Here is a 22,246-nt window from a genome sequence, read left to right on the forward strand (position 1 = left end):
TTAATGTATTTGAATATCATTCTTATGCATAGCAACAAACCTAAACTCACTAGTGAAGCGTTTACCATCCAAATCTGTAAGCCATAACTCATCAAGATTCGGCAAAACTTCTGAAAAAGTAAGCCGATGAGACTCATTTGAAACGGCTCCCATTACATTCCGAATTTGCTTTGCTAATATTCTGACAGAGACTATGCTATTGAAATCAATGTAAATAGGCTTATCCTCCCAACTCATTTTAAGGAATACAGTATTTGGTAAACCTTTAGCATCCCTCCACATACGAGCCATACGGAAAAGCTCGCACTCCTCCTTTATACACGCGAAAGTGAGATCATCTGCCAAACAAGACCATGTCTCACGCTGTACTACAAGCTTATCTATGGTTACGCGTGGAGTATGATCTCGCTTATGCATTAATCCGAAATGATTTATAACACTCAAAGATAAAAAGTCTCCCAATACTTCTATAAGAGGTGCACACCAGGTATTTTTTCTGTGCTGCACCATTAAACATCCATGTAAGTCAATAACATTTAGATCAGCAATAGGTATCGCAGTTTTCCGATTTACAGGAATAAATCCACTAGAAAATACTATTTCTATAGCTGATTCGGGGTCATCTAGAAATTGAGTACGAGTGGGTATACCAGATGCCATTGGGCTTAATTTTGGCATGATATATGGCGTTCCAAGATCACGATTTAAATCTTTAAGAAGACGATTGGCATTAGAATGTTGTGAAGCAAATGAATTAGTAGTAAGTGTATTGCTCGCAATATGCACCTCTCCCAATACAGCTAAATATTGTCCATTAAGTAGATGCTCTGGGCTTTGTGCACAGAACATAATATCTGGGCATTGATGGCTTGCAAGACGCCAAGCATAACCTTTTTGAGGAAAACTTGATGTTACTTGGGAATAGATATCTTCACTCGATAGCTCTACTTTATTTTCTATTGGGGAAACATTAGCTAATAGAATATTTTCCCAACGAAGTCTAAGCTCAGAAGCTAATTCCTCAATGGGTAACATCCCCTTAAATATAATAGATTGAACTTTAAGCCAAAAATCAGGAAGGTAAATCTCAATTTTTTTTTGTTCGGCTTGGAATTTGGTAAACTCTTTTTTTAGAGCAATTTCAAATTGTCTACATATCGAATGAGTAAACCATCTTGCACTTGTCATTACCAATTCAAGTGGCTGAAATGTATCTTTTAAGGCTGTAGAACTTAATACCATTGTAAGGTCTCGGTGACAGTCTTCATAAACTATACCCCGCCCTCCGTAAGTTTCCCCTAAACGGCGACGACTTGATCCACCAACAATATCTATAAATTTTTGATCTAATTTATTAAGGGCATTGAGAAGATTCTCTGATGAATTTGTCGCATTTTGGATTTCTCTTTTACATGTGACTAACGAATCCAAACCTATAAGGGCTTCTGTTCTTAAAGTATTGTCATCAATTTCAAAGAGGCTACGATATAATGCTAAATCAGGATTATCAGGACATGATGGAATGGGAAAAGCCAATTTTATTCGTCTCATTCGCTCTAATTCTCTCAAACCAGCGAATACTTCTTCCATTGTTGTAAATAAACTAAATGGATCTGCTAGAATTATCTTTGCTATTTCACCTGCCGTCCTAATACCATCACAAAATACTAATAATCTTGCTTCATTTTCACTTAATTGGACTTTATTACCATTTGGAAAGTAAAGAATATTGTTTTCCACATAGAGAAATGGTTCCCGGAATGCCACTAGCCAAGGAATATATTTATCATTTGATGCAATTTTTAGTGCTAGAGTTTCAATTACCCAATCTTCAAAATGAACAGAAGATGAACGAACTAAATTATGACCTATCCTAAACTCTGATCTATCTAAATCTTTTTCAATCCCAACCCAAGCCATTGGTCCGAAAAAACCAATAGTATCGTTCTTTACACAATAACGTTGCACATAACTAGCAATTAAAGATTCTCTTTGTTTTCTTTTGCTATCAGACATTGACTTATCTAATGCCAATGCATTAACGGTTGTTTGTACTGCTTCAGGATTTTGCCATCCTATTGCTTTTCTAAAGTTTTCATCTTTAGCGAACGATTTGATAGCTTGACTTAATCTTTCAAGCGCCTGGGGATATCCTAATTTTAGTTTTGAGAAAGCCTCATCTCGTTTAATTGATGCAATTCTTAATTCCTCGGGGAAAACTGTAGCATTTTCGTTAGAAGATATCGCGCTAAAGCCTTGTTCAATAAGTACTCTAATTAGTTTTTTTATTTTATATATATTCCGAAGTTCTTGTTTTCGGTAATTATACTCTTCGCTTTTGCGTAATATTACTACTTTATCTTCTAGAGCCTGAATGAAATTAGCTAACTGATTATTAAATATTAATTCAGCTTTATTTGCCTCGTCTGCTAATTCTCCAATTACTACATCTGATAATATTGAAAGGTTTATTGCAGGAAATCCCGCACTTCTTAATACGGCACTTTTCCACCATGTCCATCCAGAAGAACTTGGGGAAAGTAAATGATCCGGCCAAGTATTGTTAAAAGGCACTTTTACAAAACCATTTGAACAATTTTTACCGTATGTCACGATATATTTTATCTTCATTTTTCCTCTTTTTTTATAATAAAGTCAATTAATTCTGCGATACGAAGAATAGTTCCGGCTTTTAATATTTCTCTAATTTTTAGTGAAACATTAAACGTATCTTTACAGCGTTCTATTAACTGAATTAATAAAACTGAGTGAATTCCAAGATCATGTAAAGGTGTATCAATTTTTGTTTCATTTATAACTGTAGGAGACAACTCTTGCAGGATGGTCAATAAACATTTTAATGTATCGCTACAATTAATATTTTCTACCCTAGAAGAAATGCTCTCTTTATTGTTAGAAGTGGTCTTTATAATCGATTTTAAGACTGAACGATCAATTTTACCTTGAACATTTAAAGGTAAATTTTCCAACATAATCCATTGTGTTGGCTGTAAAGTTTCGGGAAGCTCTACTCGGACAAAGCTTTTAATATCATTCAAATCCTTATCTTGAAGTTGTGGACTAATAAAAACATAAATACAAGTATTATTTTCATGTTGAATAACAGCGGCAGCGTTTTGTATTCTTTGATCCCTCAAAAGAATAGCTTCAATTTCACCAAGCTCGATACGTACCCCACGTACTTTTACTTGATGATCATTCCGACCAAGAAATTCAATTCTTCCATGTGATAGCCATCTACCCATATCCCCAGATCGGTACATACGTGTACCGGGTGAACCGAATGGATCTGGTAAAAATCGTTCTGCAGTCAGATTCGGTTTATTAAGATATCCTCGAGCCAGTCGATTGCCAAAAATAAAAATTTCACCTGGAACACCTATTGGTACCATCTGCAACTGATCATCAAGAATACGTATACCTGTCCCTTGTATAGGACAGCCAATGCTAATATAAGGCCCTCTACATCCAAGAGTATCATCTAGATCTCCTAATGTAGATGTAATAGTTGCTTCAGTAGGTCCATATGCATTGAGTATCTGAAGTAGCTTGGGTACTTTAGGCACCTCTGATGCTACGACAGCTTCACCACCAACGATAAGCAATCGCAGCTTAGGTATATCAAAACTCTTTTTAGACAATAAATACCAGTAAGATGTTGGGATATCTGCAATAGTTACATTATTCTCTTGAATTTGGCGTAACAACTCATCAATAGTCCATATAGTATGATCTCGTATAACTAGCTCTATTCCATTAATCAATGCAATTAAGACTTGCTCCAATGAGGTATCAAAGGCAGCTGAAGCAAACTGTAGTATCTTATCGGTCTCCTTAATTGCATAAGTCATACTTACAGCATTAATATGATGTGCTAATGCTAAATGGGAAACAATAACTCCCTTAGGCATACCTGTTGAACCAGATGTATATATACAGTAGGCCGCACTAGCTAGATTTGCTGATTTTTTTATTGGTTTAATGATGTGGACGAGTTCATTACAAATAAAGTCCTCGACTAATATTGCATTGTAATCAGTAAATCTTGATGCCTGAGCAGAATCTACAATTACATATTGTACTCTTGCATCTGATATTATCCGCTTAATATGTGCATCAGGCCATAATGGATCTAATGGTAAATACATTCCCATTGCCATAAAAACAGCCAACAAACAAGCTGGTAGATTTACTCCACGTGATACACATACTGCTACAGGCGATTCATCTTGGACACCTATCTCTATTAACTTCAATGCTAATCGTGATGCTATTGAACTAAGCTCTTGATAAGTTAGCTTATCATTATTACAAGATACTGCTATAGCATCAGGTGTTTTTTGAACATGCATTTCAAAAGCTTGATGGACAAAAATTGGAATATTTTCCTCAAGAACATCACTTAAACTAAATATTTTTTTTACTTGCTCAGGGTGTATCCAGTTCAATGTTTTAATCGATTGATTTGATAAAGAAAGTGATGACTTAATTAGTGTTAACCAATTATCCAATAAATATTCGATTGAAGTACGGTTAAACTTGTCTTTTTGGTATTCTATTCTCCCCTGAAAAGAGGTCCCTTTGCCGGAAACAATCCATGTAATGGGGTATGGCGAGTTTGTCGAACGTCTTGCCAAAGTTTGGATATGCAGGCCTTCTAGTTCTAAAGTTGGCTCATCAAATTTATTAAAGTTAAATAGGACTTCGAAAAGACCCGATGATTGCACAATATCATGCATTTGCTCAAGAAGAGTATCCTCATGATTACTTGCCTGCTGTAACCATTCTTGATTTTTTCTAACGAGTTGATCTAATGTATAATTTTCATCCAGAGAAATAGGCAAAACTAGGGTGTTAATTAAACATCCAGCTATTCGCGCTCTCAATGAACCAGTCCTACGAGCAACAGGATATCCAATTCGTATATCATGTTGACCACTAAGGCGAAATAGAAGAATCTGTAGCACTGATACTAGTATTGAAAAAACTGTGCAATGATTGTGAATAGAAAAATCTCTAAGAGATTGTCCAATTTCTTGAGGAATTATGAAAGAAACAGAATCTCCACTAGAGGTACTATCTCTGTTAGCTGAATAGTCATATGGCAACTCTAAATTATTATTACTCCCAGTCAAATGTGTTTTCCAAAAGTTTTCAGAATCTAACCGATTAGCACTTAAATAATTTTCTTGCTCTACAAATTTTGTTAAATATGCTGTATTCGTAAGTAGTAGTGGATTCTTTTCATGTAAGGCGAATGAGTAATAGCTTGAAATATTTTTAGCTAATAAGCCAACAGTCCAACCATCAGAAACTACATGATGTAATATTACTATTAAATAATGCTCATGATCATTCAAGCGTAATAAACATCCCCGAATAGGTGGTTTTTCTATTAAATTAAACAACTCATTGACTTGATTTTTCACTATTGAACTTAAATCAAATTCATCTATTTCCCTAAAATACAAAGGAGATAATCCCCCCCTTTTACTAGAGGAAATGATTTTTTGCATCACATTTACACCTCTCTTTTCTATTCGAAGACGAAGTGCCTCATGTTTTTTTTGCAGTTCATACCAAGCAAAACTAAGAGCATTAATATTTAGAGCTCCTGATATTTTCCACGTTATAGGTATATTATAACTAGCATCATTCAATAATTGATCTGCATTCCAGATCCTCAATTGGTATGCAGATAAAGGAAACCATTCAGAATCATCATCACTTTTATTAGAAATGTTTACATAGCCATTTTTGTTTATGGCTGCAGAAATATCATATTGCTCTGGTAAAATAGAAAATAGTTCTTTCATAGAAGATGTACTCTCACCCCTGTTCGGACACTAAATAAATTACAAAATAATTCAAAATGTTAGCTCTATTTGTGCCTTAGCAGTTAAGAATGATTTTGTATAACTATTATCTTCAACAATAATATTTTCATCCTCATAGAACATACTTTTTCTCTTGGTAGGAGTTAATATATTCGTTAGAGAGAATCGTATTTTTCGATTCTTATCAGGTGTCCATAAAAAGTAGATATCTAATTTTTTCCCATCAGAATTAAACATTGAGTTAGTATTACTATTCCGTGAAAAGCCACCTTGTTCGAATATAAAATTGAACCCAGTTGTCCACTTAGTATTATGGATATACCAATCTCCACCTATAGATGCTGTTATTTCAGGTTGGCTTGCCAAACGATTGCCCTGACCAAAGATATTTTCAATTTTTGACCAATTTCGTGTAAAGCCCAAATGAACATCTATATCAGGTACATGGGTTGGCTCTAAAGAAAACAAAGAACTTAATTTACCTTTTGCTTCAAACTCTACCCCCTGTACATTTGCTTTACCTGAGTTTTTTGGAGTTTCAATCCATATATCATCAACTTGCGTTACAGATGGTAGGATAATATTATCAATACGCCGAGCATAGGCACTTACTCCTACAAAACTAGATTTATCGAAATAATGCTCATAACCAACATCCATCCCCCACGCCAGTTCAGGTAATAAGTCAGGATTTCCCTGAAAGTTTGGTGTAGTTGCTGAATTATCCGTTACGACCCATCGGCGGGGTGTCAATTCACGTGCTGTAGGGGCTTTATAAGTACGCCCTAAATTAAAGCGAATCTGATTTGAATCAGTATCGGGTAATTTCCACACAAATTGAAGCATTGGACTAAATACACTCGAACGATTAGATACGCTTACTAAATCCTGGCCATCCGTATTAGTTTGCAAGCCTTCCCATCTAAACCCTAAATAAGCACTAATTTCTGAAGAGATTGCCCATTCATCTTGTGCAAATATTGCCAGATTATAAATTCTGGCTTTATAATTTTCATCCAAATCTTCCGTAGGGTAATCATTTACTGGACTGGTTTCATGTTGTAATCGACTCTCTGATCTCTGGACAATTTTCCCATCCCAACCAGCAGAAAAATTATGTTCTTCAATCAAATTCACTAAGAATTTTCCAGATAAAGAACCTGAACGCTCTAATACCTTAGATTGGACTGACCTCTTTAGTAAAAGACTTTCTACCCCATAGCCGCTTAATTCTGCTTCAGAGTTTCTCCGACTCTCAGCAAACACTATTTTATTTTCAAATTTACCCTCTTCTCCAACCAAAGTTTTAATTTGAGCAATTAATTGTCCTTGCAATATATTAGTATCTGTAGTCAAAACATCACTAATAAATTGTGGTGGTTGATCAACAATATTTATACGCTGATCCAAATTAGAATAATTCGCCTCATTAGCTTGAATCCATCCATTTAAACCCAAAGAAGTCTTTTCTCCTATTTTGTAGTCCAAACTAGGAGAAATATCAAAACTTATCAAACGATTACGCTCATCAATAATAGTATCACGTGAGAAAATTGATGTTCCATTAGACATTGAGGCAGAAGTCTCTGATTTTGTGGGCCAACTATCATTAGTTAATGAAGCACTAGATGAGATACGCCAAGAAAGGTTATTGATTTTTTTGGCATAATCAGCTGACACACTAGTTAATGGACGATTATCATGCTGGCCAATCGCTAATTTAGCTGAACGTGTTGGTCGAATAGTCGACTTTTTCATAATAATATTGATTGTCCCCCCAATAGCTTGTGAACCAATATCTGCCGTAGGTGATTTTAGTACCTCAATACGTTCGATAAGGTCTAACGAAAGTGACTCAACAGAAAAACCTTTGGGTATAGAAGAACCATCAATAAGTATCTGAGTATAGCCACTTCCAAGCCCTCTTAACCCAATTTCTGTTTCCTTACCCTGTTTTTGGGTAATAGAAATACCCGGCACACGCTGAAGTGCTTCTGCAATGGTTGCATCACCAAATCGAATTAGATCTTCATGTGTAACTATAATTTTAGATGCTGTTGCATAACGGCGATTGCTAGTGGCGGCATTCCCTATAACTGGTACTCTTATTACAGAGGTTATATTCTTATTTAAATTGCTAGTATTTAAAGTTTCTCCATCACTCGCTGCATTTGTTTTAAAAGTAATAATTAATAATAACCACAGCAAGCAGTTATGAAAGAAGAATTTCAATATAATTTTTTTACACTTATAAATGAGATTATTGATACTCTTCATTAAAAAATTAGTATCACGTCTATCAATATTTGAATTAAAACTCATAAAAACTATTAGATTAGCTACACTATTTCTACTAATTTCTTTCATATGAAATACTCTTTTCACAAATCACAAATGAGCAATTAATATTTTATTATTCTAATAAAACAAAATTTCTCTCCAAGCATTAAAAAAACAAAATAATTAAAGCAAATATTATGCAAAATTCACAAATGAAATTATATGACTATAAATCCAACCTAAATCAAAATTTATATTATTTTATATTTGGTTTGAATTATCTTATAATTTCATTAAGTTCAATGGCTATACCATTAGGATCTTCAATATAACATCGTTTGTGTTGTGGACTTTTCAGATGCGGAGATTCCAATAAGGTTCCATAATTTTTTAACGCCACATCCAAAATAGAACTTATATTTTTTACTTGAAAAGCAATATGAGATAATTGACGACTTTTGTTAATCTCTATTTCTTCCCAATTCCATATTAATTCAATTACATGATGTGGTGGAATTCCGCCTAGAAAAAAAATAGTAAACTTAGACTCTTTATCTTCATATTTATCTATTAGCTTTAAATTAAATACTTCCTCATAGAATTTAATACTCTCTTCTGGTTTAGTAATACGAAAAGCGACATGATCTAAATGTAATATAGGGATTGACTCATCCCCAGAGACAATAATCTTCACCAATAGATTCCTTTAATGATTGTGTCAAATTATCTAATTTCATAACTTCAAGTGGATCTAGCGGCCCTAAAGCCATAGCTCTTATTGCAAAATTAATTGTGTCTTTATTTTTAATACCAAGTATTGGTATTACACCCTTTGATAACAACCAACGAATACCAACTTCAGCCAATATATTTTTGTCATAGCAGCTTAATAGTAGCTTAATAGTAGCTTTCACTTGATCACCATGAACACCAAGTAATTTTATGTACTTTCTATGATCAGAGTCTGATTCAAAAATATCCTCAAATTGACGCAAAAATAATAAACCTGCTGCAACCGGTGAATATGCATAAAAAGGAATATTATTCTTTCGAGTAAAATCTAGTAAACCTAATTCAGGTGAACGCCATAATAATGAATAACAATTTTGAATTGCATCGATACGATATGATTGGGTTATATCTATAATTTCCTTAGTTTCAAAATTTGATAAACCTATATTTAAAATTTTTCCTGCCTTACGTAGTTCTTCCAAAGTATTTAAAGTTTCTTCAACTGGTATTAAATCTGTTCCCATAGAACCCGCAGGCCAATGGATAAAAACAGTGTCTATAGTTTCTACTCGTAAACGATTTAAAGAATTATTTATACTTTTATGAACAAGAGTTGAAGCTAACATATCAGGAGGAATCTTAGTCATTATTCGTATTTTTTGTTCAGAGTTTTTAGAAATGTCTCCCAAACTAGCCTCAGCTAATCCATCTGCATAACTTGGAGCTGTATCAAAATTTGCAACACCTTGCTCAATTGCATATGTTAAGCCATCTTTCACATCATCAATATTAGTTGTTGACCAACTTGAAGAGGATGTTTGCCAAGTACCAAAGAAAATTGATCTCATGATTAATCCAATAATATTTAATATCAGTTTTATAAGTATGTACTAGAAGTAAATACCAACCTGCGACTCCCCATTACAAATCCTCCCCCTTTATGAATGAGTCCATTATTTCGATTAAAGTCTGGAATTTCATCCACCGATACAAACATATCGATTAACTGACGGCTTCTACTATCAATATCCTCATATACCTCACCTTTAAGCAAAAGTACCCCCCCATCAGGTACTGTATGTATCTTCAAAGGATCATATAGAATCTCTATATCTTTTATATTAGGCTTCTGAATTGAGTTTTTTGAAAAATATTCACGTCGTACATTATTATTATCAACGTAAATAGCCCCTTCCCCAAAATAAACTTTGGTGATGGTTAATGCTGTTGAATCTCTATGATAGTATTGAGATACAGAAGGTTTTTCTTTTTCTAAATATTCAGGGGTAACCACACGCAAAGAAGCTATAGGTCTCTTATTCCCTGTTAATAATACAAAATTAGACAATATATATTTGAGCTCATCAACAATTCTTATTATCGCCCCCTCACATATTTCTTTAGAAAGCGATGATATGAGTTTATCTGATAATAATTTTTCAAATTCTGTAAAATCACGATGCAAAAAGTGAAAAACAAAATCATGAGGTAATGCATAAGTTAGATCGTAACATTCCTGAGAACAGAGAAATTTTGGACTTTCAAATATTTTATAATTCAAATCTGAATTTAAAAATCTACTATAATCTTCTTTACTAAGCATTTAAATCACATCCTAATTTTGTACAATTAAAATATTTTCAGAATAGCTCTACATATCTGTTTGGATAATTTTTTTCTCTATAACGTAGAACCAAAACAGAATATTTCTGATAACTTCTGAGTTGGTTTGACATTTTCCTTATATCTCTTAGCCTATTTTTCATAACTAATAGAACATCAGGATCCGTTATATTCCTGATCACACTTGTACGATTTATAGTTGCATCACAATATTTTTCTATTTCTTCCTCAGGTTCAATGCGTAAATCAAAATGTTGTTCATAAACCACATCCAATCCCCTATATAAATTCATAACCTCATCATAACCAGTACATGTAGGTTCTATTCCAAAAACACTTGAGGCAGCTTTAAGTACTTTTTCAGGGATGGGATTAATAATCCAAAAGGGTGACGCTAATATATAACCCCCATCTTTTAACAAAGATAAACATTGACTCATTGCTAATTCTGGTTTCTGGAAAAATTTTAAACCAGCACCTACAGCCACATGTGTAAATTTTTCATTACTTTCAAAATTAATAGCATCAGTATTTATATAGTTTAAATTCGCGTTAGGTGCATATTGCTCTGCATTCCAACGAGCCATTTCAATAGATGAGGCTGATATATCAACACCAACCGCACTACACCCCGTTAAAAGAGCCAACTCTCTTGATTGAAAACCTGTTGTACATGCAAATTGAAGGATTTTTGATGACGAATTCACATGACCAAAAATCGCCCATCTATTAATCGTATCATAAGCACCAGGCAAAACATTCCATTGGTTAATAAACCCAACAAAATCTGGATAACTAAGATTTTCTATAAATTCTTTATTGATCATTTAAGTTCCAAATAACTTCTACAAATATAAAATAATGTTTTAAATATGAAACGCATCATTCATATTTTCCAAATAACTCATTATTTACTAAACTAATATCAGCATAAATACTGTTAACTCATCTGTTTTAAAGAGCTATTTTTTTCTAAAAAATTCATAAGCAAAGCTCCATACATCTATTTATCTAGCAAAATTTAAATATCCCACAACTTAACCAACTATTTTTAAGATAAAATAATTTTCTAAAAAAACACCACCCACTTTAAGCCACCTTAAATACAAAATGATTAATTTATTTTATTAAGTTGCATATATCATGCCAAAATTTTAATAGCTTTATCTATTAGTTTTATATAAAAAATACCCATATTAATTGCACCAAAAAATATATAGATGCACTATTATAAAAATATTTGCACCATATTAATGCAAAATATCACTCTATTTTTATGAACAAAAAAATTAAAAATTTATCTTTTTAAAGATCCCCCTTACTCTAGTAATTGGTTCTCATAGATAGCCTACTACGCATGGCTATTAAAAGGCAGGTTTAATATGTCAGAATTCTAAGAATATTAACTATTATTACATTGACCTTAATAAAGTATTTTTTAATCTCATAAAGGTTTATTATAAGTAACCACAATTTCTATATTCAAAAGAAAAGGTAAAAAATCATAGCTGAAAAATTGGCTAAAATAGGCTTTTTTATCAATTTGTTCAGATGCAGCATACATAATAAGCTTAGGCTAAATCACTAAGCTTAAATGAAACTAAATAAATGATTGAATTAAGACACCATTCTTAATGCCTGCTCCAGTCCTCGTTGTTTAAGGTTGGCCCCTGCCCCAAACCATGCTGAATCCATCCGGTGATCCGTGGAAATCGCACGTCGCTCGTGATCTACAAACTCGGTGATACTACAAAGCAAACCATACACCGTATCTTTAGCTGAGGCTAACTCAGCCCCACGTCCATGCCCATTAAACATGGTCATGACCTTAGACATAGCACGCCCATTTAGTTCGGTTTTACTGTCAGCTCTGGATGAATGGATTTGTTTAGGCCTAGCTACATTACGGTAGAACTGAATGATACTTTCGTCCTGTTCGGCAATACTCAGGTTCGTGTTGTTAAACACAGCATCAAAGTAAGCTGCTGCTTCCTGTTGGGTGACTTTACGCTGGCTGAGTTGCTTCATTTCATACATGTGTTCATCCCATGCACGAACTGAAATACCCAATTGTTGCTTGATCTTTTCAGCATCAAACTTGGTACTGTGTGGAACTTTCACCACACCTGCACTGCTATTCTGCCCGCGTAAGGCAATCGCTAAGGTGTTATTACACACCACACGAATCGAAGTAAACTGCGCCGTGGTTGCCAATGTGCCATCACATGCGGTTGCCAACAAAATGTAGCCATTACTGACATCCTTGCCTTTTAATGCTGCCGATTGTCCTGTTCTTGCCAATGCCCAGAACTTACGCCCACCTTTGAGTACCCCTGCCGTTTCCAGTTCAAAGCCTGCCTGCTCGGTAAGGTCACGGTAAAATTCTAAAATCTCCATCGGCTGTACTTCTTGGTAGCGCTGACTTACTACTGATAACGGTGCATGCGTATCTGAACGGTATAGCACTCGTTGTTCTTCATAAGGCATCAGGATATTTTGTCCCCGTTCATTCTTTGCCATATAACTGACATTGGATGATTCTATTCGCCAGTCCATACCTGCTTGCTGCGCCCAGATTTCTATCGGCTGATTCTGAGAGAGTTGATTACCTAGACCATGCCAAGGGGTTTGACCAACGAATGCCATCGTTTCTATTTGATGTGCCATAAGTAATTTCCTTTAAGTGATTTAAATAATTTGAATGTTGTAAATAATGAGAGTTACGCGAATCCTGATTGCTGGATTTCAAAATGCTCCAAACATTGCTCACACTGGTAAAACAGCGTCACCATATTGTCTTGATGCTGGACATAGAGCAGAAACATGCCCCCGATAACCAAGCCAACAAAACCACCTACCAAAGGGTGAACGGGACTTCGCTTTGACAACTGCATACAGGCTGCTGCCAGAGACATCGGCGAGAATGATGAAAGCTTGGCAAATACACCTGAACTGGGCTCAGTCTGGCGTACTAATGTGATGTGTAATGAATGACAGTAAGGACATTGGTGCATGTAGTTCCTCCTTAAATAAAAGGCATAAAAAAAGGACCTGCCTGATCGGCAAGTCCTCTGTTATGGGTAAGTTTTAAATCAAGTGAAATACCTAATCCAATACAATAGCGCTATTCAACCTGTTGGCGTTTTGCTTCCCATTGTTTGGTATAAGTCTCTGCTGAAAGATAATGCTTTAAACCAAATTCAAACTGGTTTGCTGGTGAGCTCAATACATCCTGAAATGGTAGCGTTGCAAAATCGACGTTCGGCTCTAGCCATGAGTCATTCGACTTTTGTTCAAACTTCAGTGGTTTATACACTTGGGTATAGATGAGCGATTCACCGCCTACCCGTTGTTGCTGGGTGATATGGGAACGGAACTTAAAGAACAGTACCCCTGACACTTTTAAGTGGTTTTGTTTAAAGTCCATGATATAAGCTCGTGCCCAACCCGAACCTTTGACCAGTTCCTGTGCTTCTGCTGCTGCCATAGATAGAGTTAACAAGGTTTCCAGTCTTCGAGATGATGCGCTCTCTTCAAACTTTAAAGTCAGAATACCTTTATCGACATCGTATTGATAATCAGGGTTTGCAAATCCCTGATTGATATAAAGCCGACGCATGGCTTTATTTAATGCGTTCTGTAACAGGTTAACATCATAATCAACCTGATAAGCTTCCAACTCTGCTTTTGTCTGCTCTACACGTAACTGGTACTGTTCCGTGGTTTCAAACTCACCTTTTGGTTTAATGATCGGTGTTTTTAACATACGGACATAATTGATCACCAGATTGTTGGCAAACTGATAAAGCTGGTCATTGGTTAAATCAAACAGAACCTGATCCATCCCTTCCATCGGTCCGCTTTCACGTCCCATCACTAAAATCTGATCGTCACGTAATTTCAGGTTTTGTTTTAATATCGCAGCAATCTGGTCAAATGAATGAGTATCCTGATCATCCCGTCTCTCAACGATATTAAGTGGAAATCTAGCTGGGCTTGCATATCGGTAATCATCATCTGGAAAATTACCCAGAATATCACCATCAATCAGACGCAAAGGTTGAACAGCCGTTTTAGACAGAATCACAGGAGAAAGTACTCCTGTTTCGGTTTCAACTGAACCTGAGACATCACCATATTCACCCTGCGTTGTTTGTGGTTCCTCTTTTTTTGAACAGCCACCTAAAAATAAAACACTGGCAATACAGCAGCAAAGTAATTGTTTTTTCATCATGGTAAGTCCTCTAAATTTATTCATGTGATTGGCAAGGCCAATCGAAAGATTCCAATTAAGATCAGTACCTTCTTCACAGGGGTAATGTGTATTTGAATTTTCTTTATTTATGTTTTTCCTGATTAAGGTCAGCTTGATTAAAAGCAGGGACTTCCGATTCACTGTGAATACTGGTTACGGCGCTATCATCAACAGTGACTGAATGACTTTTAATCTCTTCCAACATCTGTTCTGTTGATTGATCTTGAGCATGGTCATAGGCATAAAACAACGTAAAGGACAGGATAAAAATTACCATATAAGCTGCATACCATTTCCAGCGCCGTTTGAGCCGTAGGGTATTGATCTTCATTAGCTACGCTCCCAAATAGGCTTTTAATACGGCTCTGGCCTGATTGATTTGCTTGGCCTGTTGCTCAATAAGCTGCTGTACTGACTCGGGTAAGCTTTGGTACTTATCGGGGTGAAAGTCTGCCATCTTTTTTCGGTAAGCGACTTGAATAGTTTGCTCGGTAAGAACTTCGGGCTGAAGTTCAAGAAGTTTGCAGGCCTGTAGCTGCTCATTATTCAGATCAGGAGCTTTATTCTGATTCATCTCACCAGCCAGACATTGATAAATGATTTTGATGAGGTCAGGAAAAACAGCCCTAGAAACGTTAGATACTCGGCACAAATGAGTCATGAATAAATCCGCTTGATTCTGCTCAACTTGACCTAGGGCCATGGCATAGACTAGTTGTTCAATCATCTCTCTACGGAAGTTATAAGCAAGCTGATCTTTCAGGTCTGCCAGACGATGTAATAAGTCTTCATAATCGAAACGCATCTGTTCATTCAGTAGTTTCTCAACATACTGATGCACTGCTTTATCATTCAGTTTAGTAAAATGATCGGATACCGCTTCTTTCGATCGGGTATTCCACTGCCCCGCACTAAACGTAATAAAATAGGCAAACAGATCAATCATGATCTGCATCTCTACATCAATATTTACATTCGTTTGCTTGGTTGCTTGTTTGCCCTGACAACATTCATTTAAGAATGCGACCAAAGCACGAGTCGCACCTTTATCAAGCTGGCTAAAGCTCAGTTCATCATGGCCATTGATCAGAATGGAACTGGTAATCATGCCAATATCCGCATCCACCCTGTGGATATGCTCAAACAGATAAGCCTGCTCATCTTCAAAACTGGCTTTATAAAATAGTCCCTTTGCCGTAAGGCACATCCCGACCTTGGCACTGCCAAATACAGTGTCATCAATCAGCATCAATACATCTTTAGGGTTCACGCCATGAGGAAGATAGGTCATGGCACCTTGCAGCTTTTTATTGGGAACCACTGGAGCAAAATAAATATTGTCTCGGGAAGAGGTCGATATAGAGCAGACGTGTACGATCAGGCTTCTATTCTTTGTTCGGAAAAAGTTTTCTGATTTAGTTCCGTTTAAAGATACTCATCTTTACAATGCCATCGAACCATTCTTTAAAGACTTAAATCTTGATCGTGTAGCTTTAGGAGAGGTTTACACAATGAACTCAGGTATAGCTCCCCTTTATCAGGAACAAGAGCAGAATTACTATGATATTAATCAAGTGCATGTGGGTAATAGATTAAATATATTAAAAACTCAACTCACAGTTCCCGATTACTGGTTTAGGAGTCGAGGTCAAGAGTTGAGTCTTAAGATTGAGCGGGGCCAAGCTCATTATGATCGTTAAATAAAAAATTTTGTGTAGAGCAGCATGATTCCCTTCATGCTGCTCTTATATGTGACTCAATAATACCAAACTTCAGCATTCCAAATAACACATCTGGTTCTTTGATTGAAAGGCAAAACATTACCCTCTAAATCAAAAATTCTCATAATTTCATTGTTTGTGTCACGTTGACAATGCAAGACAATTTCCTTGCCTTCATTTTGCATTAAATGCACGACAGCTTTATTCATATGACTAACCTCCTTTAATTAGGATTCTAATCAACCTCACTATAATTAAAAGATAAGTACGTCATCAAATGACGCTATATTAGCTTTAAAGAATCCAAACGATTAAGAAAGCTGCAATTCATGTGCTTCTATATAGGTTTTGAAAATTAATAAATGAAGTTAGAAAATGCTTAAAGGAATCTAAACCTCAATCCAAAGCCATGTGAATTATTCTTATTTTGACTATTCTTATCCAAGTTTTAATGTGGGGTAGGTTGAGGGGTAAAATAACAGATAAAAAATAAGCCCTTGTAAAAACAAGGGCTTATTAAGAATTTTGGCGGAAGCGGTGAGATTCGAACTCACGGAGGACTCACACCCTCGTCGGTTTTCAAGACCGGTGCATTAAACCGCTCTGCCACGCTTCCATGTGCGTAAGAATACAAAGCTTATTCATTTTATTCAAGAAAAATATCATTGCTTTGTGTTCAAGTGCATATTGTTTCATCAATTTTACAATCGAGCAGCTAATTCTGCTCCTTCTTTGATCGCACGCTTCGCATCTAGCTCTGCTGCGAGCTTTGCTCCACCAATAATATGGTAGTTCGCTATAGTCGACTCACCTTCTTTTGGCATCAAGTCTTTTACCGACTCTTGACCTGCACACACTACAACAGTGTCTACGCGTAAAAGCTGATCTTGACCATTGTGCTCAATCCAAAGCCCTTCATCAGTGACAGCTTTATATTGCACACCACGTAACATACGCACACCATGCTTTTTAAGCTGTGCACGGTGTACCCAACCTGAAGTCTTGCCAAGGCCAATACCGAGAGGTGTTGTTTTACGTTGTAGTAAATAAATTTCACGGATTGCTGGTTCAACCACTGGTGGCTGCATACCACCTTCAGAAACATAATTCGGATCTGGGTCTACGCCCCATTCACGTTGCCACTCGGCTAAAGGTTGAGGCTGTGGTTGATGTGGAGGTTTAAGTAAAAACTCAGATACATCAAAACCAATACCGCCAGCACCAATCACTGCTACTTTTTGCCCCACTTCTGCCCCTTTTAAAACTTGAGCATATGAAAGAACTTGTGGTGCATTACTTCCTTCAATTTTTAATGCACGAGGGATTACACCAGTTGCAATAATCACTTCATCAAAACCTTCGCGTTCAAGCTGCTCGCGATTCACGCGAGTATTTAAACGTACATCCACCCCTGTTTTTTCGAGTTGTACTTTGAAGTAGCGAATCGTTTCGTGGAATTCTTCTTTACCCGGCACAACTTTGGCAAAGTTAAATTGACCACCCACATCTGAAGTTGCTTCAAATAGCGTCACTGCATGACCACGGCTTGCCGCAACAGTTGCCGCGGACATACCTGCTACACCACCGCCTACAACAGCAATACGTTTAGGCTGCTTGGTTTTTAAATAAACCAGTTCTGTTTCATGGCCTGCACGTGGGTTCACTAAACAAGACACACGCTTATTTTTAAAAGCATGGTCTAAACAGGCTTGGTTACAAGCAATACACGTATTAATTTCATCAACGCGGTTAGTCGCAGTTTTATTTACCCAAAATGCGTCAGCCAATAAAGGACGTGCCATTTGAACCATATCTGCTTTGCCAGTTGCCAAAATTTCTTCGGCAGTTTCAGGCATATTAATTCGGTTTGATGCAATAATCGGAATAGAAATATGTTGTTTTACATGCGCCGTGTAATCGACAAAAGCTGCACGAGGCACAGAGGTTACAATGGTCGGTACACGCGCTTCATGCCAGCCAATGCCGGTATTTAATAAAGTCACCCCTGCTTTTTCTAAAGCTTTTGCAACAGTAACTACTTCTTGCATGGTGTTACCATCATGCACAAGGTCGAGTAAAGACAAGCGGAAACAAATAATAAATTTCTCACCAACTTTGGCGCGAATCGCTTTAACAATCTCAACTGAAAAGCGCATACGGTTTTCAATTTCACCGCCCCAACGGTCAGTACGCTGGTTAACGTGGCTACTTAAAAACTGGTTAATTAAATAACCTTCCGAGCCCATAATTTCGACACCGTCATAGCCTGCTTTTTTGGCAATATCAGCGCACTGTGCGTAATCTTCTATTGTGCTGAGAATATTTTTTTCAGAAAGCTGACGTGGTTTAAATGGTGAAATAGGAGATTTAATTGCCGTTGAAGACACAACAAATGGTTGGTAACCATATCGGCCAGCGTGCAAAATCTGCATTAAGATTTTAGAGCCATGTTTATGAACAGCATGGGTTACCAAACGGTGCTGAGGAACATCAAAAAGACTGTTCATGGTTCCACCTGCAGGTGCCAACCATCCCTGACGGTTCGGAGAAATACCACCTGTCACAATCAGGCCAACCCCACCTTTTGCACGCTCTTCAAAATAAGCTGCTAGTTTTGGATAGTTAAAAAAACGGTCTTCAAGTCCCGTATGCATGGATCCCATCACCACACGGTTTTTAATGGTGGTAAAGCCTAAATGTAATGGTTTTAATAAATTGGCGTAACTTGTCATGCTGCGTCCCAATAATTTTTTGCAACTTGTTGCATAGTACTTTAATACTTTTTTGATAATTTTGGATGACCCAGAATTATTTTTTATTCGAGATTATGGTCAATCTATATATAAAGAAGACAATCGCGTATTTTATCCAAATAATAAATACCAATCATAACAAGTGAATTAATGCTTTTTTTGCCAAAAAAAGCACCATGAATAGTGCTACAATAGCCGCCATTCAGAATTCTCGAGACCACCTGTACGGGGTCTTTTTTATAAATGTTAGGATTAGCAATGACTGATAATGCAACTATCTTGCAGCATGTACCAGTAGGCAAAAAAGTTGGGATTGCCTTCTCCGGAGGCCTAGACACTTCAGCTGCTTTATTATGGATGAAACAAAAGGGTGCAGAGCCTTATGCATATACTGCAAACTTAGGCCAGCCTGATGAAGATGACTACGATGCAATTCCAAAGAAAGCAGAACAATACGGCGCTGTAAAAGCTCGCTTAATTGACTGCCGCTTACAACTTGCACTTGAAGGTATTGCTGCAATTCAGTGTGGTGCATTCCATATCAGTACAGGTGGTGTTCCTTATTTCAATACGACTCCATTAGGTCGTGCAGTAACAGGTACAATGTTAGTTACTGCAATGAAAGAAGATGACGTAAACATCTGGGGTGACGGTTCAACTTATAAAGGTAACGATATTGAACGTTTCTATCGTTATGGTTTGTTGACCAACCCGAATCTTAAAATTTATAAGCCTTGGTTAGATCAAAACTTCATCGATGAACTCGGTGGCCGTGCAGAAATGTCACAGTTCCTGATCGACAACGGTTTTGACTACAAAATGTCAAAAGAAAAAGCGTATTCAACTGACTCAAACATGTTGGGTGCAACTCACGAAGCAAAAGATCTTGAATATCTAAATGCTGGTATCAAAATCGTTGACCCAATTATGGGCGTTGCTTTCTGGAAAGAAGAAGTTGAGATCAAACCAGAAGAAGTAACTGTACGTTTTGAAGAAGGTGTACCTGTTGCATTAAACGGTCAAACTTTTAACAATCCAGTTGAGCTTATTCTTGAAGCAAACCGTATTGGTGGTCGTCATGGTTTAGGTATGTCTGACCAAATCGAAAACCGTATTATCGAAGCGAAATCTCGCGGTATTTATGAAGCACCTGGTATGGCCCTTCTTCATATTGCTTACGAGCGTTTGGTTACTGGTATTCATAACGAAGATACGATCGAACAATACCGCATTAACGGTTTACGTTTAGGTCGTTTACTTTACCAAGGTCGTTGGTTCGACTCTCAAGCACTTATGTTGCGTGAAACTGCACAGCGTTGGGTTGCTAAAGCTGTTACAGGTGAAGTTACTCTTGAACTGCGTCGTGGTAATGACTACACCATCATGAACACTGAATCTCCAAACTTAACGTACGAAGCTGAACGTTTAACAATGGAAAAAGGCGATTCAATGTTCTCGCCTATGGACCGTATTGGTCAGTTGACTATGCGTAACCTCGACATTACCGATACACGTGCAAAACTTGGTATCTATACAGATGCTGGTTTACTTTCAATCGGTCAAGGTTCTGCTATTCCTCAATTAGACAGTAAGAAAAAATAATTTTCTTATAGCGTCAAAAAAGGCTACCTATTAAGGTGGCCTTTTTATTTTTAATAATTTATTTAGGCAATTTCGGCGACTTGTAAAGTCTGATAATAAATCTGGTTACGCCCAAGCTGCTTAGCCCGATATAAAGCTTGATCGGCAGCATGAATTAAATTTTCCTGAGTAACTTTCAAGCCCTCTGTGTAAACAGTAAAACCCAAACTAATCGTTACATGCGTAGAGACCAAAGATGCAGCATGAGGAATCGCTTGGCGCTCAATCGCTTTATAAATATTAGCAGCTACAGCATATGCACCTTGAGCAGGTGTTTTTGGCAAAAGAACCACAAACTCTTCTCCGCCATATCGGGCAACAAAATCAACATGACGAATCGAATTCTTAATTGCAGAGGCAATAGACGAGATGACCTTGTCCCCCATCTGGTGCCCATAAAAATCGTTATAGTTCTTAAAAAAATCGATATCAATAAATAAAACGGCCAATGGTCGTTGCTCTTGTTTTGCCCGATAGTAAAAGAAGTCGAACATCTCATCGAAAGTACGTCGATTAGAAATTTTAGTGAGTGCGTCTTGCTGACTTAAATGAAGCAATTCAGATGCCTCAATACGTAAAATCTTTTCGTTAAGCTCAGCAAGCTGATTATTTAAAAAAAGACTTCTTTCCCTAGACGTAAGCATCGTACTAATTGAAAAACCTAAAATACAGCTACCAAACAATGCCCGTCCCAAAGCAATATAGTCACAATTCGCTTGCAATAAAATCAATGAAGAAAAAACAAAAATTGCTGCTGTTAAACCCACATAAAGCATATGTAGAGGCTTTATACCACTCAAAATAAAGCCAAGCATATATAAAAAAGAAAGTAGCAACATCGACTGATTTTTAAGAGCGATATTTCCTACACTAAGCAGTAACATTGCATTGAAAATAATGGTAAAAAATACAATCCCGCACGCAGCGACGTAAAAATATTTAGTGAGTTTTTTAAACTTGGCAAAAACCCAAAATAGCAGCAGCGCACAAGCAATATTAATTGCACTCAGTAAGCAATAAATAAAGTCCCAAGTAATGTAAGGTACGCCAATCACCAAGTAGTCTGTAGGGAGCGCTAATAAAATAAAAATGAGATAGGTGAGAACGCCACTTGCTAAAAATTTGGAGATATTTTGTTTAGTTCGTTCAAGATTTAAACACCAGAACTTTTTTTCTAATTGATGAGGCAAAGGTGTATTGGCATAACGATGGGTATGTAAAGTTACCAGATATTCTATTTCTTCTTTTGCTTTGAGTAATTCCTGTACATTTCCCCTATTTACCACTACCCGATTCCTACCTCTTACACATTAACAAAATATAACATTATTTTTTGAGGCCTCTTGCGCTTTATTTTGCCATTTGTCCGTAATTCTCGTTACC

At 36.6% G+C, this 22,246-nt stretch carries 17 protein-coding genes and 1 tRNA gene; 2 read left to right on the forward strand and 16 right to left on the reverse strand.

Going from position 1 to position 22,246, the window contains the following annotated elements:
- The 12 genes from I7H67_RS00535 to I7H67_RS00590 all read right to left on the reverse strand — a co-directional run bounded on the left by I7H67_RS00535 (nt 1) and on the right by I7H67_RS00590 (nt 16,129).
- Nucleotides 1-2,631 (reverse strand): lantibiotic dehydratase, encoded by a 2,631-nt coding sequence (locus I7H67_RS00535; protein ID WP_198306810.1) that lies wholly within the window; start codon nt 2,629-2,631, stop codon nt 1-3.
- Entirely contained in the window at nt 2,628-5,837 is a 3,210-nt protein-coding gene (locus tag I7H67_RS00540) for a non-ribosomal peptide synthetase (protein WP_198306811.1), read from the reverse strand. Before I7H67_RS00540 ends, I7H67_RS00535 begins: the two co-directional genes overlap by 4 nt.
- Before the next feature lie 51 nt (nt 5,838-5,888).
- Complete coding sequence (locus I7H67_RS00545; RefSeq protein WP_198306812.1) at nt 5,889-8,225, reverse strand: TonB-dependent receptor plug domain-containing protein; 2,337 nt, start codon at nt 8,223-8,225, stop codon at nt 5,889-5,891.
- Nucleotides 8,226-8,415: 190 nt separating this feature from the next.
- The gene (locus I7H67_RS00550) at nt 8,416-8,832 is read right to left on the reverse strand and encodes a VOC family protein (protein WP_198306813.1); all 417 of its coding nucleotides are present in this window, start codon (nt 8,830-8,832) and stop codon (nt 8,416-8,418) included.
- Complete coding sequence (locus I7H67_RS00555) at nt 8,807-9,718, reverse strand: aldo/keto reductase (protein WP_198306814.1); 912 nt, start codon at nt 9,716-9,718, stop codon at nt 8,807-8,809. Before I7H67_RS00555 ends, I7H67_RS00550 begins: the two co-directional genes overlap by 26 nt.
- A 29-nt stretch (nt 9,719-9,747) precedes the next feature.
- Nucleotides 9,748-10,473, reverse strand: a complete 726-nt coding sequence (locus tag I7H67_RS00560; RefSeq protein ID WP_198306815.1) for a DUF1826 domain-containing protein — start codon at nt 10,471-10,473, stop codon at nt 9,748-9,750.
- A 37-nt stretch (nt 10,474-10,510) separates the two neighbouring features.
- Complete coding sequence (locus I7H67_RS00565) at nt 10,511-11,320, reverse strand: class I SAM-dependent methyltransferase (RefSeq protein ID WP_198306816.1); 810 nt, start codon at nt 11,318-11,320, stop codon at nt 10,511-10,513.
- A 790-nt stretch (nt 11,321-12,110) separates the two neighbouring features.
- Nucleotides 12,111-13,160, reverse strand: a complete 1,050-nt coding sequence (locus I7H67_RS00570) for a DUF932 domain-containing protein (protein ID WP_198306817.1) — start codon at nt 13,158-13,160, stop codon at nt 12,111-12,113.
- Nucleotides 13,161-13,213: 53 nt separating this feature from the next.
- Nucleotides 13,214-13,507: a hypothetical protein gene (locus I7H67_RS00575; RefSeq protein ID WP_198306818.1), complete on the reverse strand. Its 294-nt coding sequence runs from the start codon at nt 13,505-13,507 to the stop codon at nt 13,214-13,216.
- Between the two features lie 110 nt (nt 13,508-13,617).
- Nucleotides 13,618-14,727 (reverse strand): hypothetical protein, encoded by a 1,110-nt coding sequence (locus tag I7H67_RS00580; protein ID WP_198306819.1) that lies wholly within the window; start codon nt 14,725-14,727, stop codon nt 13,618-13,620.
- A gap of 103 nt (nt 14,728-14,830) precedes the next feature.
- Nucleotides 14,831-15,079, reverse strand: a complete 249-nt coding sequence (locus I7H67_RS00585) for a hypothetical protein (protein WP_198306820.1) — start codon at nt 15,077-15,079, stop codon at nt 14,831-14,833.
- Nucleotides 15,080-15,082: 3 nt separating this feature from the next.
- Complete coding sequence (locus tag I7H67_RS00590) at nt 15,083-16,129, reverse strand: DnaJ domain-containing protein (protein WP_198306899.1); 1,047 nt, start codon at nt 16,127-16,129, stop codon at nt 15,083-15,085.
- On the opposite strand from I7H67_RS00590, the gene I7H67_RS19605 reads away from it, so the two are divergent.
- A complete protein-coding gene (locus I7H67_RS19605) occupies nt 16,086-16,448 on the forward strand; it encodes a hypothetical protein (RefSeq protein WP_227602507.1) in 363 nt (120 codons plus the stop codon). The two genes, I7H67_RS00590 and I7H67_RS19605, sit on opposite strands and share 44 nt — an antisense overlap.
- A 56-nt stretch (nt 16,449-16,504) precedes the next feature.
- Here the strand turns inward: I7H67_RS19605 and I7H67_RS00600 are convergent, their stop codons facing one another.
- The 3 genes from I7H67_RS00600 to I7H67_RS00610 all read right to left on the reverse strand — a co-directional run bounded on the left by I7H67_RS00600 (nt 16,505) and on the right by I7H67_RS00610 (nt 19,201).
- On the reverse strand, nt 16,505-16,678 hold the full coding sequence (locus I7H67_RS00600) for a hypothetical protein (protein ID WP_198306821.1): 174 nt from the start codon (nt 16,676-16,678) through the stop codon (nt 16,505-16,507).
- A 317-nt stretch (nt 16,679-16,995) separates the two neighbouring features.
- A tRNA-Ser gene (locus tag I7H67_RS00605) sits at nt 16,996-17,085 on the reverse strand.
- A gap of 85 nt (nt 17,086-17,170) precedes the next feature.
- Nucleotides 17,171-19,201: an NADPH-dependent 2,4-dienoyl-CoA reductase gene (locus tag I7H67_RS00610; protein ID WP_198306822.1), complete on the reverse strand. Its 2,031-nt coding sequence runs from the start codon at nt 19,199-19,201 to the stop codon at nt 17,171-17,173.
- A gap of 264 nt (nt 19,202-19,465) precedes the next feature.
- Here I7H67_RS00610 and argG point away from each other — a divergent pair, with 264 nt between their 5' ends.
- Nucleotides 19,466-20,824 (forward strand): argininosuccinate synthase, encoded by a 1,359-nt coding sequence (gene argG / locus I7H67_RS00615; RefSeq protein ID WP_009390370.1) that lies wholly within the window; start codon nt 19,466-19,468, stop codon nt 20,822-20,824.
- Between the two features lie 62 nt (nt 20,825-20,886).
- On the opposite strand, the gene I7H67_RS00620 is transcribed toward argG, so the two are convergent.
- Nucleotides 20,887-22,149 carry a GGDEF domain-containing protein gene (locus tag I7H67_RS00620; protein WP_198306823.1) on the reverse strand — a complete coding sequence of 421 codons (1,263 nt, stop codon included), beginning with the start codon at nt 22,147-22,149 and terminating at the stop codon, nt 20,887-20,889.
- Between the last annotated feature and the right edge of the window lie 97 nt (nt 22,150-22,246).

Origin of the sequence: Acinetobacter sp. ACIN00229 (assembly GCF_016106645.1) — a bacterium.
Taxonomy (GTDB): domain Bacteria; phylum Pseudomonadota; class Gammaproteobacteria; order Pseudomonadales; family Moraxellaceae; genus Acinetobacter; species Acinetobacter oleivorans.